This window comes from Pseudomonas marginalis, from assembly GCF_001645105.1.
GTDB classification, from domain to species: Bacteria; Pseudomonadota; Gammaproteobacteria; order Pseudomonadales; family Pseudomonadaceae; genus Aquipseudomonas; species Aquipseudomonas petroselini.
This window is the reverse complement of the sequence record NZ_LKEG01000026.1, coordinates 448,063-461,843: the sequence shown is the minus strand read 5'-3', so window position 1 is coordinate 461,843 and position 13,781 is coordinate 448,063. Positions and strand designations below refer to the sequence as shown.

The 13,781-nt window shown below is 61.1% G+C and carries 15 protein-coding genes and 1 pseudogene; 7 read left to right on the top strand and 9 right to left on the bottom strand.

The genetic code is table 11. The features are described 5' to 3' along the window. From AO064_RS31160 to AO064_RS07075, 3 genes and pseudogenes are all read right to left on the bottom strand, one after another. Positions 1-102: pseudogene (locus AO064_RS31160) on the bottom strand (GNAT family N-acetyltransferase); the annotation flags it as partial. A 590-nt stretch (positions 103-692) separates the two neighbouring features. Next, positions 693-1,085 (bottom strand): hypothetical protein, encoded by a 393-nt coding sequence (locus AO064_RS07080; RefSeq protein WP_064052830.1) that lies wholly within the window; start codon positions 1,083-1,085, stop codon positions 693-695. Between the two features lie 310 nt (positions 1,086-1,395). Further along, positions 1,396-1,698: a hypothetical protein gene (locus tag AO064_RS07075; protein ID WP_064052829.1), complete on the bottom strand. Its 303-nt coding sequence runs from the start codon at positions 1,696-1,698 to the stop codon at positions 1,396-1,398. A 222-nt stretch (positions 1,699-1,920) separates the two neighbouring features. Between AO064_RS07075 and AO064_RS07070 the strand changes: the two genes are divergently transcribed. Both AO064_RS07070 and AO064_RS07065 read left to right on the top strand, forming a co-directional pair. Further along, positions 1,921-2,163, top strand: a complete 243-nt coding sequence (locus AO064_RS07070) for a hypothetical protein (RefSeq protein WP_064052828.1) — start codon at positions 1,921-1,923, stop codon at positions 2,161-2,163. 38 nt (positions 2,164-2,201) lie between these two features. Beyond that, positions 2,202-2,738 (top strand): hypothetical protein, encoded by a 537-nt coding sequence (locus AO064_RS07065; RefSeq protein ID WP_244159495.1) that lies wholly within the window; start codon positions 2,202-2,204, stop codon positions 2,736-2,738. A 14-nt stretch (positions 2,739-2,752) separates the two neighbouring features. On the opposite strand, the gene AO064_RS07060 is transcribed toward AO064_RS07065, so the two are convergent. After that, a complete protein-coding gene (locus AO064_RS07060; protein WP_064052826.1) occupies positions 2,753-3,361 on the bottom strand; it encodes a LysE family translocator in 609 nt (202 codons plus the stop codon). A 112-nt stretch (positions 3,362-3,473) separates the two neighbouring features. On the opposite strand from AO064_RS07060, the gene AO064_RS07055 reads away from it, so the two are divergent. The 3 genes from AO064_RS07055 (at position 3,474) to AO064_RS07045 (ending at position 5,549) form a co-directional block, all read left to right on the top strand. Then, positions 3,474-4,337 carry a LysR family transcriptional regulator gene (locus AO064_RS07055; protein ID WP_064052825.1) on the top strand — a complete coding sequence of 288 codons (864 nt, stop codon included), beginning with the start codon at positions 3,474-3,476 and terminating at the stop codon, positions 4,335-4,337. Between the two features lie 41 nt (positions 4,338-4,378). Continuing rightward, positions 4,379-5,074: a DUF1963 domain-containing protein gene (locus tag AO064_RS07050; protein ID WP_064052824.1), complete on the top strand. Its 696-nt coding sequence runs from the start codon at positions 4,379-4,381 to the stop codon at positions 5,072-5,074. Between the two features lie 94 nt (positions 5,075-5,168). Next, positions 5,169-5,549: a hypothetical protein gene (locus AO064_RS07045; protein WP_064052823.1), complete on the top strand. Its 381-nt coding sequence runs from the start codon at positions 5,169-5,171 to the stop codon at positions 5,547-5,549. Here AO064_RS07045 and AO064_RS07040 read toward each other — a convergent pair. Next, positions 5,533-6,252, bottom strand: coding sequence for a hypothetical protein (locus AO064_RS07040; RefSeq protein ID WP_064052822.1), 720 nt, complete (start codon positions 6,250-6,252; stop codon positions 5,533-5,535). The two genes, AO064_RS07045 and AO064_RS07040, sit on opposite strands and share 17 nt — an antisense overlap. A gap of 147 nt (positions 6,253-6,399) precedes the next feature. Between AO064_RS07040 and AO064_RS07035 the strand changes: the two genes are divergently transcribed. After that, complete coding sequence (locus tag AO064_RS07035) at positions 6,400-7,647, top strand: hypothetical protein (protein ID WP_046036596.1); 1,248 nt, start codon at positions 6,400-6,402, stop codon at positions 7,645-7,647. 113 nt (positions 7,648-7,760) lie between these two features. Here AO064_RS07035 and AO064_RS07030 read toward each other — a convergent pair whose 3' ends face one another. The 4 genes from AO064_RS07030 to AO064_RS07015 all read right to left on the bottom strand — a co-directional run bounded on the left by AO064_RS07030 (position 7,761) and on the right by AO064_RS07015 (position 12,409). Then, a complete protein-coding gene (locus AO064_RS07030) occupies positions 7,761-8,486 on the bottom strand; it encodes a BPL-N domain-containing protein (protein WP_064052821.1) in 726 nt (241 codons plus the stop codon). 127 nt (positions 8,487-8,613) lie between these two features. Further along, positions 8,614-9,240 (bottom strand): glutathione S-transferase family protein, encoded by a 627-nt coding sequence (locus AO064_RS07025; RefSeq protein WP_064052820.1) that lies wholly within the window; start codon positions 9,238-9,240, stop codon positions 8,614-8,616. Positions 9,241-9,375: 135 nt separating this feature from the next. Further along, on the bottom strand, positions 9,376-11,118 hold the full coding sequence (locus AO064_RS07020; RefSeq protein WP_064052819.1) for an OPT family oligopeptide transporter: 1,743 nt from the start codon (positions 11,116-11,118) through the stop codon (positions 9,376-9,378). Between the two features lie 832 nt (positions 11,119-11,950). Continuing rightward, the gene (locus AO064_RS07015; RefSeq protein WP_064052818.1) at positions 11,951-12,409 is read right to left on the bottom strand and encodes an REP-associated tyrosine transposase; all 459 of its coding nucleotides are present in this window, start codon (positions 12,407-12,409) and stop codon (positions 11,951-11,953) included. Positions 12,410-12,656: 247 nt separating this feature from the next. On the opposite strand from AO064_RS07015, the gene AO064_RS07010 reads away from it, so the two are divergent. Then, entirely contained in the window at positions 12,657-13,778 is a 1,122-nt protein-coding gene (locus tag AO064_RS07010) for a lactonase family protein (protein WP_064052817.1), read from the top strand. Positions 13,779-13,781 lie beyond the last annotated feature (3 nt).

Here is a 13,781-nt window from a genome sequence, read left to right as displayed (position 1 = left end):
AGCACCAAAAGGGTTTCCACTTATCCGAGACAAACTCTCGACGCGGGCACACAAATACTCGCTTTCTGCGGCCTCAATCGCATGAGCCATTCCGACACTCATGTGCATAGTCCTTATTGCTTGATGTCCCAGAAGGGTAACGGCAAATTCAACAATACACACCTCCAAACACACAGTTAGTAGATAACCTGCTCCGGTGTCCCTTTAGGTTCGATAACTGCCTGTCGCGAAGGGCTGCAATCGGCCAGGAGCAGACCTTCCTTAAATCTCCAAATAGGTTTACAAACCAGATACGTTCACAAGTTTAGGCAAGACGGTATGACCCTTTCCAAGGGCAGTATCATAAAACTGATCACTATTGACCGGGCAGCGGTGGTACTCAGGGACTGGATGAACTCTCGGGAGGCGGCTCCTGGAGATATCGCCGTGGTGGAAAGGGTTTCAATGGGGGAGGCTGGATGTACCGTTCTCTTGTTGTGCGAGCCAGAAGTAGGATTTCTTGAGTGGAGAGCGTCATATTTTGAGGCTGGGTTGACCTATGAGGTGCTTAGTAGCAGTCCCACTGACGTCGCCTCTTGAATGTCTGCTCAGGGCCGATTTCTACCTGCCGCCACCGTCAGCTTTGGGTCGTGAACTGCCCTTCGCCAACGGCAGCTTTGGGTCCAGGTTGTGTGAAAACGGGCTGGATGCAGTTAACTGAACGCTATGCAAACGGATTCCATCTCTACCAACGCATGTTCACAAGCACCTACGAGATCTCGCACGCAGTAAAGTCTCCATCCTTTACCCGCCCCCCACTTGGCAGCGACCGCGTCAAGCGAAAATTCCTCCTCCTGTGTTGCCCGAGCCCAATCATCGTGCCCGATCTCAGCGATCATTTGCGTCTGGTAGACCCGTAAAAATGGAAGCAAGCTTTTCGCTTGTTCTACATCTATGAGGACAAAGTCTGCTGTATCGAGTTGCTGTTTAACATTCTCGACAAGTTCGTGAGCCTGCAATGGGAGTGCATCTAACACTGCCTCCAAGGCTGATCCCGATTTGTCGGCACTTTGGAACGTACCGCAAATGATGTTCCCTCCTGCCATATCCTTTTCCCTGTCGTGACTTAGAAGCCTAGATTAGGCACCTCGCGATCAAGTGTCTATCGTCAACTCTTCGCTGATTTATGCCCGTCGTGAGCGACCAATTGGTCCCTGGCTTGGTAAAAATCTCCCCAGATTGTCTAACCTTCTGATCGTCGGAGAGAATTGAGAGAATTGGGGTCAGACCACGTTTTCACGTTTTCAATAATGGTGGTCTGACCCCTATTTCATTCTCGCCTGTCGGCTCCACCACCAAAACCCACTACAACAACAGTCGCTTCGAGGACCCGGATTACCAGCCGCCTCCCAGTCTCTATCCGGGGATGTAGGGATCAGCCACCAGCGCCAGCAACTCATTCACCAGTTCAAGGGCTTCCTGCTGATAGCCCTCGCGCCAGCGGACTGAGAAATCCTCAGGCCTGCCCTGCTCTTCCCACTCGGCCAACGCCAGGCCATTGATAATTTCCAGCTCGAACCATTGGCGCTGCCAGGCGGCAGCGTCGTTCACCCGCGTGGTGTCCTGCCACAGGCATTCGGTGTGCGCGACAAATTGGCTCCACGCAAACAGCCCGTGTGAAGCCCTTTCGCCCTGCGCGGTCAATTGCGCTTTATTCACCCTCGGTGCCCTCGCGTTTGCAATTCAACCCCCGCTGAAATAGCGCCATGCCCACAACCCGCGCCGTGGGGTAAGGCAGTAGCCCCTTTGCGCAGGCAAGAGAGTAAGTGCGCAGGAGCCTTCGGACCACCCCACGATTACAAACGGGAGATTGAGGCGACGAATTTGGTTTCCCACGTTTACACTGGCGCCTTCTGCGCCGCTCACTCAGGGAAGCACTCAATGTCCACCGATCCGCTATGCCTGGTTTTTGTCCCCGCCCTTGTGGCTGTGCTCACCGCCGCCGAGGCGAAAAAGGGCGCGCCGTTGACCGAAGCTGAAGCGTGTGAAATCCGCGATGCAGCCACCTGTATTGCGCTGCCGTTCAGCACCGCGCTGGCGATGGAAACCGAGCGGGGTTATCCGGATATCGTCGCCGAGGACTGCTGGAATGAGTGGCAACGGGTGCGTGTTTCGGTTGCCTAACCATGCTTATCGACCCCCTTACGAATGGAATCGACACCATGAACAACTCCCCGCGCCTGCTCAAACCCCTCATCTGCCTTACCCTCCTCGCCGCCCTCACCGGCTGCGGCGCATTGACGGATGTGCGCTCCTTCTCCACGCCCTACGCCACGCCCACCAGCGCTGAAACCGTGCGCCTGCGCGTGATGAGCGATGGCATGGTGCGCGCCGTGCCCAATTCCAACTGCATCAACTTCCGCCTGCCCGGCGCGGGGGTGATGGTGGTCAACCGAGATGGCTACGCAGACCGCAATGGCGAAAGCCTGGGCATGGCGCCCGTCGAGCGGGGTTCGGATGCCACGGTGATGAGTGAGCTGCGGGTGCCGGCCGGGCAGCCCATCGCGTTTCATTACATCGGCAATCGTTGCTACAACATGTTCACTTTCGTGCCGGAGGCGGGGATGGATTACGAACTGGATGCAGCGGGTCGCTATAAGTGCGGGGTGACGCTCAAGCGCATGTTGGTCGGCAAGACTGAGGGCACCCGGGTGCCATTGGGTGAGAGCAAGTTGTGCAACTGGGGCGATAACTTCTGAGTCACGTCTCGCCCTCAGCTATGCAACGGCAACGCCACCCCAAACAACACGAAGAACCCACCGCAGACTTTATTGAACCGCCGCCCCGTGCGAGCCAACCATGGCCGCACCCGGTGCGCGGCGCTGGCCACCAGGTATTCGACCACAAACTCCACCACGGCGTAGGTCAGCGCGATGATGGCGGTCTGCGTGATGATGTTTCTGTGGGGGTCCAGGAAGGGTGGGATAAACGCGGTGAACAGCAGCAGCGCCTTGGGGTTTGAGAGGGCCGAGACCAACCCTTGGCGGAACAGCGACCAACGTCGCAGGCCGGTGGTAGCCGCCGTTTCCAGGGTGACGGGGGCGGCGCGCCACAGTCCGTAGCCCAGCCAGATCAGGTAAAGCCCGCCGGCAATCTTCAAGGCCGCGAACCCACTGGCGGAGGCCTGGATCAGTGCACCCAGGCCCAGCGCGCACAGCGCAAGCACCAGGGCAAAGCCGAGCACGCCGCCGCTGATGGTGAACAGGGTTCTGCGACTGCCGTGCAGCGCGCCGTGGGTCAGCACCAGTAACGCATTCGGCCCTGGCACCACGGATATCCCGCAGCAGGTGAACAGGTAGAGCAACCAGGTCTCGAAGGGCATGATCAGGTCCTTAATGGGTAGGTTCTGGCCGCTATCTTGCGAATGAACAACTACCGTGAAAAGCGCATAATTCACGGCGCAGCCATTCGATTAACGAATAAAGGTAACCACCATGTCCTCCAGCGATTTGCAGATCGATTGGCTCAAGTGCTTTGTGGCCGTGGTGGACGCTGGCTCGCTGTCGGGTGCGGCCCATGAGGTCAATCGGTCGCAGTCCGCCGTCAGCATGCAGATGAAAAAACTTGAGGCTGCGCTGGGCCGGCCCTTACTGAACCGTGGCCCCCGGCACCTTCAACTGACCGACGACGGCCAGACGTTGCTGGGCTATGCCCGCCGCATGCTCGCCTTGCACGCGGAAACCCAGGCGGCGTTTCACGGTGAAGCGTTGACCGGGCGCATCCGCCTTGGCGTTGCCGAGGACTACGCGGCCAAGTACCTCACGCCAGTGCTGAAACGGTTTGCGCCACGGTATGCGGGGGTGGACATCGAGCTGACCTGTGAACAGTCGACCGCCCTGATCCCCCGTGTGCACAGTGGCGACCTCGATCTTGCGCTGGTGTCCAGGGACTCGGCGCACACGGGGACTTTTCTGTTCAAGGAGCCGATGGTCTGGGTAGGTTCCCCGCAGTTCGAACTGTGGCGCCGAGACCCGGTGCCTATCGCCGTCTACGAAAGCGAAAGCCTGGCGCGCCGGTACGCGGTGAATTCACTGGCGCAACAGGGCCGTCAATTCAAGGTGGTGTACAACAGCTCCAGCCTGGCCGGCCAGGTCGCCGCCGTGGAAGGTGGGCTGGCGATTGCTGCGATTACCCAATGCACCGTGCAGCCATCCTTGCAGGTCCTGAACAGCGAACACGGCTTGGGCGCTATCGAACCCATGGAGGTGTCGATTCTACGTAGTAGGGCATCGCGCGGGTCTAAGGCCGTCAACAGCCTGCATGGGTTTATCATCAGTGCACTTAGAGCTAAGGCATAGCCCTGTCGCGTACCGCTATCAAAAGGAAGGTTCACACCCTTATGGATATCCAAGACCTCAAACAACGCCTGGCCCGCCCGGCGCTCAAACTCATCGCCGGCGGTTTTCGCCCTGCGGGCACTGATGAAGAAAGCTGGCTGGGTGACGTCTTTCTGTTCCGCGCCGATGAAGGCATCCCCACCAACAAGGCCGGGGAACCGTTGTTGCCCTACGCGCAGTTCTACTTGCCCGCCCTGCCCTTCAACAGCCCGGCGCTGAAGGGCGTTCGGGTGTTGACGCTGTTTGTGTCGAACCCGTTCCCCGAGCATTTTGAACCCATGGGGGATAACTGGCTGATACGCGAATACGGACCGGACGATGTGCTGGTGCGTAAAACCCTGCCGGTGCCGGGCGCGTTTCTCAAGCCGTTCCCCTTGAAGGCGGAACCCGTGCCGGAGGATTACCCGTTGTGGGATGGCGGCGGTGTGCCTGCTGAGCTTGAGCAGGAAATACTCAAGCTGGAACGCGCCGGGGAGATACAGAGTTACTACGACCTGGTGACCCACACCTATGAGCATAAGCTCGGCGGCTATCCGTCGTTCTGCCAATCGGGTGTCGATCCCGGTGAGGGGTTCGAGTTTGTGTTCCAGATTTCGTCGGACGCAAAAATCCAGCTGAATGTGGTGGATAGCGGGAGCTTGATGTTCTGGAAGCACCGCGTCACGGGGGAGTGGGCGCTTTATTATGATTTTTATTGAGCGGGATGCGACACACAGGCTGCGGAAGATGACCCCATCGCGGCCTCGCGCAAGCTCGACAACGCCTACCATTGATCTGCATTCGGAGCATTACATGGCCCTGTCCAAACGTGAAATCGCCGGTATTGAACGCCAACTGGTCGCCGCGCTGACTGAGGCCTGCGAAACCGCCAAGGCTGAAATCCCGGGGTTCGAATGGCTGACGCATACGGTCAACTACGCCGCGTTCCCCAAAAGCCTGCGTATCACCTGGGTATTCGACACGCGCGCCAGCAAGGACCACGCCCTGGCCAGCGGCGTCGACCAGCGCATGCGCGTGTTGACCGCCACTGCGTTGCAGGACGCTGACGTCCCCGCCGTGCCGTTGGACCGCTGCGTGCACTTCGACTCCGAAGAGGAATGCCACGTGCAGCACGGCGGCGATTGGGGTGTGCGGCTGGCTCGCGCGGCCAGTGTTGTCAGGCCTGTGCGGTAAACCGCTGCGCGCCGCGCCGCTCAAGCATCGCCGCTTCCGTCTCGCGTGTAGCGACTGTGCCTTTGTAGGCCAGTTGGTTTATAAACAGCCCGGCTGAATATTCCTTGGGCGGCAAAGAGCCGGGGCGATTGAACAGTGCGGCCAGGTCAAGCGTGGCGGCGAAGTTTTCCTGGGTCAGGCTGTAGTAGCCCATCAGGTTTCCCGACCAGGGCGAGTCGGCGTCCAGCATATCGATCGTCGCCTCGCGGTATTGGATCGACGCAGGCTTCAGGTCGCGGGACTGATTAAGCAGGTCGCTGAGCCGTTGAGTGTCCGAAGGGCTAAGCTGGCCCGCCGTGTCGAGCACCTTCAGCGTGTCATTGGCCTCGACGGTGAAGCCGAACTTTTTGTTGGCCAGGTCTGCCGGCAGTGTGGCCCGAAAGGTCTCAACTGCGGCTTTCAGCGTGCTTGTTGCGCCCTGGTAGCGTTGTACGAATCGAGGCAAGTCCGGCGATGCCGAGCGGCCGACCCACGTGTCGATGGCTTCCAGGGGTTGCGCGGTGATCGAGGTGTTTTCGCTGGGGTGGTAGATGGCCGCCGGGGCCGCATTGGCCAATGCGGCCTTGGCGGCGTCCGTCATCGGCTCGGGCGTGAGCTTTTGGCCGGAAGGCTTTAGGGCGGTATTGGCGGGTGGGATAGAGACAGAGCTGAGGATAAGGGCCATTTAATCAGTCCATGATTGGCGGGGTCTTTCAGGTTATCGGCAGCGACGGGGCAAGCCTTAAGTCAGTCGTCACGATAAGCGCTAGAGCCCACTCGACAATCTCTGGATAATGCCCCTCCTCCCGCCTCGATACGGAAATCCCACGCTATGAAGTTGCCCGCGTCCGCCGTCGCCCTCGCCGCAGCCTTGCTGTTGCCTTCCCTCGCCCACGCCGACGACGCCGCTTTGGTCGACACCCTCAAGGCCTTCACCCGCTGCGACGCGAGTTTTTTCAGCAGCCTGAACACCCACCGCGACGCCTGGCGGGCCTACGCGCCCCTCAAGCAGGAGAAGGACTTCAGCTGGATCGCGGTGCGCGATCGCACCGACCCCAAGGCCACTGCGGTGCCGGTGAGCGCGCCGGCCATCGCCGGTTTGAAGTTGCTGTCCTACAACGATGAGGTCAGCGATCTTGGCCCGTTGGGCCTGTATTACTTCTGGGGTTTCACAGTGGACGGCAACATTGATGACGTCGCCCAGCGCTTCGCGGCACTGCTGGACCCACCCGGTGCGCTGCAAAAAGGCGAGGGACAATACACGCGCAGCGAACTCAAGGTGGGCAACAGTTGGCAGGCGATCAAGCCGATGCCGGGCAAGGCACCGGGGCTGCGCCATGTGGAGCGGGTGCTGATCGTGGAGCCGGAGGGTAATCATTCCCGTGTGAGCTGTTCGGTGCAGGGCGGTGTGACGCCCGGCTTGGTGGCGCTGCTGCGGCCGGACATTGCGCCGGTCGATTACCCGCGCACGGTGGCCGATACGAATCTCGCCGATGTGCCGGTGCCGCCCACTGTGCTCCAGGGCCTCGATGCACCGTTGTTGCAGCCCAAGTTCAAGTCGCTGAATTACACTTATCTGTCAAAAAATGACGCGGGCAAGGAGGCGCCGATCACCATCCGGTTCAAGGCCGAAGGCGGTTTGCTGGTCAAGAATGAGGCCTATGGCAACGCCTTCAATGTGGACCGGTTAATGGTGGCGGACCTGATCCAGCTGAAATCGAAAATGAACGGTGTGGGTGAAGGCCAGGTGCTGCAGACCCGCGAGGCCGAGGTCAAACTACCGACCCGTTGGGCGCCGGGCCAGACCTTGAGTGCCCACCTGAAGATGGCCAATGTGCCGGTCAAGCCCACTGACAAACCGACCGAGACCACCTTGACCTGTAAGGTCGGCGAGCGCTTCCCGGCGCGCGAGGTGTTCGCGTCGTTGACAGGTGACGCCATCCGGCTGGCCTGTGAGCAGGACGGCTACACGTCCTCACGCGCGTTTATCGAGGACCTGGGCGTCGCCCTGACGCTGGAGTCGACGTCGAGCCAGACCCACTATGTGAATGAAATCCAAGCGCTGGATGTGGTGCGCTGACTAAAGCTCCACGCCGCGCAAGAACACATCGACACGGCCGCTGATCGCCCATTGTGTTTTAGCCGCGGTCGCACTTGTGGTGAACGGGCTCACTACAGGAAATGGAGGGGCGGTTAGAAGTGGCGTATGAGCGAGCCAAACAGGTCGCCTTGCGGCATTTTGCTCAACGGGATGTCGGCGTTCTCGAACCACTGCGCGCTGGCTTCGGGATGCGGACCGCTCAGTATTACCACGCCCTTCTCGAAGGTGTACCGCGCGGCCGCGACGTCGCCGTTGCGGTAGGTGGCGATGGCCGTGAAGGGCGCGACATTGGGGAAGTAAGGGCCGTCCTGGAAGAACACCTGGTCAGGCTTGCCGTCCCACGTGACCTGCACGGCGGCGTCGGCGATGTCGGGCACTTCGAAGCCGGGGCGGCCGGCTTCGCCGTCGAGATCCACCGGGATCAAACCGAGGTTGCTGTCATCCGCCAGGTAGGCGCCCATGCACAAGCCCAGGTAGCGCCCGCCGTTGGCCACGTAATCGCGGATCGCCTCGCTGCGCGCATCGCCCAGGCTGCGCAGGGCACCGGGAATGTCCTGGCCGCCGCCGGGTTGCACGTAGAGGTCGTAGCGCGCCAGGGTTTTCGGTGTGATGTCGATGGCCTCATCCGCACCCACGTAATCGATCTGGTAGTCGGGGTTGAGGCGATGCAGGCCCTTCGCCACGTTCTCGGAACAGTCATCGCAGCCCGCCGGGCCCCGGTAGATGGCGACGTGGGCAATGGGCGTCGCAGCCTCGGCAGGCGAAGGCAGCAACAGCGCGGATGCAAACAACGTGGCGGCGACAGCGCGTAGGCTCATGACCGAAGACTCCTGTAGGGACAGGGCAAAGCCTATAACGACTGCGCCAATCAATCCGTTAACAGTTGTAAACACCGGTCACAATGGGCGCGCTGTTTATGGGCCTGGCGTGGCATTGCCAAACCCTTCATTTGGCAAACGCATACTCCCCACCCTGCTCCACCGCCTTGCGATAAGCAGGCCTCGCCTGAAATTTTTCCACCCAGGCCGCCAGGTTCGGATAGGCCTGCAGCTTGCCTTGGGCCTTGGCGATTTCGCCGATGAAGCTCATCTGGATATCCGCGCCGCTCAATTCATCCCCCAGCAGATAGGACTTACCCGCCAGCTCGTCATTCAGGTAACCCAGATGGTTAGCCACTTCCGACTCGATACGCGGGTGCAGCGGCGCACCGGCGTCGCCCAAACGGCCGACGTAGAGGTTGAGCATCAGCGGCAGCATCGCCGAGCCTTCGGCAAAGTGCAGCCATTGCACGTAGGTGTCGTAGGCGGCGCTGGCAGGGTCCGGTTGCAGGCGGCCCTGGCCGTGGTGGCGGATCAGGTAGTCGATGATGGCGGCGGATTCGATCAGCACCCGGCCGCCGTCTTCGATCACTGGGGATTTGCCCAACGGGTGGATGGCCTTGAGTTCAGGCGGCGCGAGGTTGGTTTTCAGGTCGCGTTGGTAACGCTTGATCTCGTAAGGCAGGCCGAGTTCTTCAAGCAGCCACAGGATGCGTTGCGAGCGTGAGTTGTTGAGGTGATGGACGATGATCATGGAGGCTCCGCTGGGCAAGAGTGGGTTGTGGATAAACAGACTACGCCACCGTCGCGCAGTGCCATCAAATAATTTTCCAGGTGACGAGCGCCATCGTTACCAGGGGCGTCGGTTGGAAAGGAGGCATTTGGCTGATCAGCCGTTCCCCACCATCGCCCACAACGAAGCCCCCACGCCCGTAATGCTCTCTCCCGCAATCAACCCCGCAGCAGCAGTGATCGCAAAGCGTTCGGTGATGCTCGGCCAGCGGCAGCTCACCAGCCAGGTGAGCACGGCCCCCAGCGCCATCATCAGCGACACCGAGGCCGGCAATACAAAGGCCAGGCCCAAGGCGGCGGCGCTGGGCAGGTAGCGGGCGCGATGCGCCGCCAAGGTGCTGTCCAGCACGCCCAGCAACACGCCGAATAAGCCGCCGATCACGATTGCCCAGCGGATGCTCGTCGACAACGAATCCAGCCCGAGGGTCAGGGTTTGCGCCACAGCTTTCCAGGTGGCGACCGCCGGTGCCGGCCACTCTTCGGTGAGCAGCATGGATTGGGGGTCGGGAATCAGCGCCAGGTAGGCGAACACGCCCACGATGCTGCCGACGAAAATCCCCAGGATCTGCGCGATCACTTGCTTGTGCGGCGTGGCGCCAATGGCCTTGCCCACCTTGAAATCATTCATCAGGTCCGTGCACTGCCCGGCCGAACCACCGGCAGTGTTGGCGCTCATCAGGTTGATCGGCACCTGCCCCGGCGCGACGATGCCGAAGCTCAACTGCGACAGTTGCCCGATGGCGCCGATCGGCGGAATACCCGTAGCACCGACGACACGCGCGGCCACGGCGGCCAGGCAGATGGCCAACGGGATGGTCAGCAAGGCCATCCACAGGTTGATCCCGAATAACAGCGCCTGCAGGCCCACCACCAGCACAATCGACAGGGCGAAACCGGCGGCAGGTCCGGGCTTGGGGATACGCCAAGGAGTACCGCCATCGGCTTGGGTCGACCGGTGCAGGGCGCATAAACGGATGGCCAGCGAGGCCAAGGTGGAACACACCATCAGGCTCACCCCCGGCCACAGCAACCACTCCACCAGGGCGGCGAACTGGGGGCCGCTGCTGTCGGCCGGCAATGTCACCAGGCCTTGCGCCAACAGCCACGGCGCCAGGCCACCCCAGGCGAGCAAAGCACCGAGCAGCAGGGTCAGGCCCACACGAATACCGATGATCCCGCCGAAGCCCACCAGCAACAGCGATGGGTCGGCGGTGAAGGTCAGGCGCTCCCACGAGGCGCTCGGCGACCAGCGCGGGAAGGCCCAGATAAAGGTATCCACCCACTTGACCGAGCCGGACAGTACCGCCGCACTGAGCAACACCTTCAAGCGCGTCGCGGCTTCGCGGCCGTGGTTGTAGATGTGCAGCAGGGTTTCCAGGGTGGCCATGCCCTCGGGGAATTTCAGTGCGTTGTCATTGAGCAGTGATGGGCGCAGGTACCAGGCGATCCAGATCCCCAGGAAGCTCACCGAGAACACCCAGGCGATCATCGGGAGAGCGTCCAGCTGGTTGCCCGTGAGCAAGGTGTAAGCCGGGATCGGCGCCACCAGCCCGCCGGAAATGATCGACGCCGCTGCCGAGGCGACGGTCTGGTTGATGTTGCTTTCATGCAGCGTCCACGGCAGCTGCCCGGAGGAGCGCTTGGACAGGCCTTGCCAGATCGCGTAGCCGACCAGCAACGCGATGATCGACATGTTGAACGACCAGCCGATCTTCAACCCGGCGTACACGTTGGAAGGCGTGAGCAGAATGCCAAGGACAGTGCCGGTGATCACGGCGCGCAGGCTGAGTTCACGTTCGACAGGGGCGTGCATGGGGAGCGTTGGCAAGGTCGAGGGCATGCGGATTCCTTTCGGCAGGGAACGGGGCGACCACACAAGTGAGCCCTGCGGGGGGCTGAAGGTTCCTGAGTTAATGCGCCGGGTCGGCCTTTTGTAGTGAGCGGGCTTGTCGAATCGTCGCANNNNCCGCCCGCGCTGGGCTGCGAAGCGGCCCCAATGCGACCAATGCGTTGATTCAGGCAGAACGCGTGGCCAGGTTTTGGGGCTGCTGCGCAGCCCAGCGCGGGGCAAGCCCGCTCACCACAAAAGCTCGATCACCAGAGGATCCCAGCAAGTGCGCACGGGGGCTGAGGGTCGGGCCTTTTGTAGTGAGCGGGCTTGCCCCGCGCTGGGCTGCGAAGCGGCCCTAATGCGACCAACGCGTTGAATCAGGCAGAGCGCGTAGCCAGGTTTTGGGGCTGCGAAGCGGCCCTAATGCGACCAACGCGTTGAATCAGGCAGAGCGCGTAGCCAGGTTTTGGGGCTGCTGCGCAGCCCAGCGCGGGGCAAGCCCGCTCACCACAAAAGCTCGATCACTACAGAGGCTCGATCACCAGAGGAGCCCAGCAAGTGCGCACGGGGGCTGAGGGGCGGGGCCTTTTGTAGTGAGCGGGCTTGCCCCGCGCTGGGCTGCGAAGCGGCCCTAATGGGACCAGTGCGTTGAATCAGGCAGAACGCGTGGTCAGGTTTTGGGGCTGCTGCGCAGCCCAGCGCGGGGCAAGCCCGCTCACCACAAAAGCCCGCTCACCACGAAAGCTCGACCATCACAAAAGCTTGCTTACCAGAGAAGTCCGCTCATCAAAAACAGGGTGAGCCGAACGGGCGGTCTTGCTGGGAAAACCTCCGTTTCAGCTTAAAGCCACGCCGCATCCCATAATGAATAATCCCCTACCCGCTCCACCAAGCCGGCTCGCAATGGGTTGGCAATGATGTAGCGGGCCATTTTGCGAATATCGTCCTCTTCCCGCACCGCCCTGTCGTGATAGCCCGGTTGCCAGACACGTTCTTTGCTTTGACGGCGTCGGTTGATGGTCAATGTGCTACGCGACTTCATGCGTCGCACCACGTCGGCCAAGGTCATCTGCTTCAACTCAAACAACCAGTGAATGTGGTCAGGCATGATGACCCAGGCCAGAGAGTCGACCAGTCCCCGCTCATGAGCCTGCCGGAATTCGGCAACCAGCAGACGCCCCAGGGAAAGGTCTGTGAATAAACGCTGACGGTGATGAACGACGACGGTAATCAGGTAGCTGCGTCCGTGTTCCGAATAGCGACCGTGACGCAGACGATGGGACTGGGGTGTGGGGCGCATTCCGCTGCTCTTGGTGAAAGTCCTGAAGAGCAATAACGCTAGCGTGCGGTGTGCGGGGGGCCAGTATCACTTGATGACTGAATGTATCTGGGCCTATTGCGGCGCTTAAGATCGTTGGGGTAAGCAAGGTTAGGCGGTTAGCAAGGGAGCGAGGCCATCGCCCACCGCGTTAAAAAAACAACCATTGCCGAGATCCATTTACAGTCATACGATGACTGACCACAATCATAAAAATAAGGGTTCCGCAGTGAATAAACCTCTCCTCCTGGCCGCCGCCGTTGTCTGCGGCTTCAGTGCACACGCCAACGCCGCCACCTTTGCGTATATCTCCAGCCCCGGTGACGGGATGATTTCCCAGTACCGCCTCGACGAAAACAACGGTGCGCTGAAGCTGATCAATCAAGTCAACGCCGGCGACCAGGTCAACCCCATGGCCCTCAGCCCTGACGGCAAAACGCTGTTCGCCGCCTTGCGGGTCAAGCCGTTTCAGGTCCAGGGTTTCAGCATTGACCCCACCAGCGGGCATTTGACGCCGCAGTCCAAGGCGCCGCTGGCCGAGAGCATGGCGTACCTGGCCACTGACCGCGCCGGGCGTTACTTGCTCGCCGCGTCTTACGGTGCAGACACCCTCAGCGTGCAGCCCGTCGACAAGGCCGACAAGATCCTCACCTACAAGACCGGCCCCCACGCGCATTCGCTGCGCACCGACCCGAGCAATCGCTTTGCCTACGCAGGCAATCTGGGCGCGGACCATGTACTGCAATACCGCTTCGACGCCGACACCGGCGCACTCACGCCCATCGGTACAGGCTACGTGAGTGTCCCGGCCAACACCGGGCCTCGGCACCTGGCGTTTTCGGCCAACGGTAAATACCTGTACGTGGTCGGGGAAATGAGCGGCACCGTCACCGCGTTTTCCATCGATGACCGCAGCGGCGCGTTGACCCCGATTGGCGTGGCCAACGGCATTCCTGATCGCTTGAAACTGGCCCACGGCGAGGTGCGGGATGCGCGCAACAACGACTTGAAAGACGACCCGACGCCGCGCATCTGGGCGGCCGACCTGCGCCTCTCGCCGGATGGCAAGCTGCTGCTGATGAGCGAGCGCACCAGCAGTTCGGTATCGGCCTTTGCGGTGGATGCCGCTACCGGCGGCCTGCGTTTTCTCGACAACTACCCGGTAGAAGAGAAACAGCCGCGCAATATCGCCTTCTCACCCAATGGGCAGTGGCTACTGGTGACGGGTGAGAAAAGCGACACCGTCGGCACCTATGCCGTCAGCGACACAGGTGCCTTGAAGCGAGTGAGCGAAGCACCGTCGGGCAAAGGCGCGCTGTGGATTGAAGTGCTGCACACCGCAGCGAAGTAACCC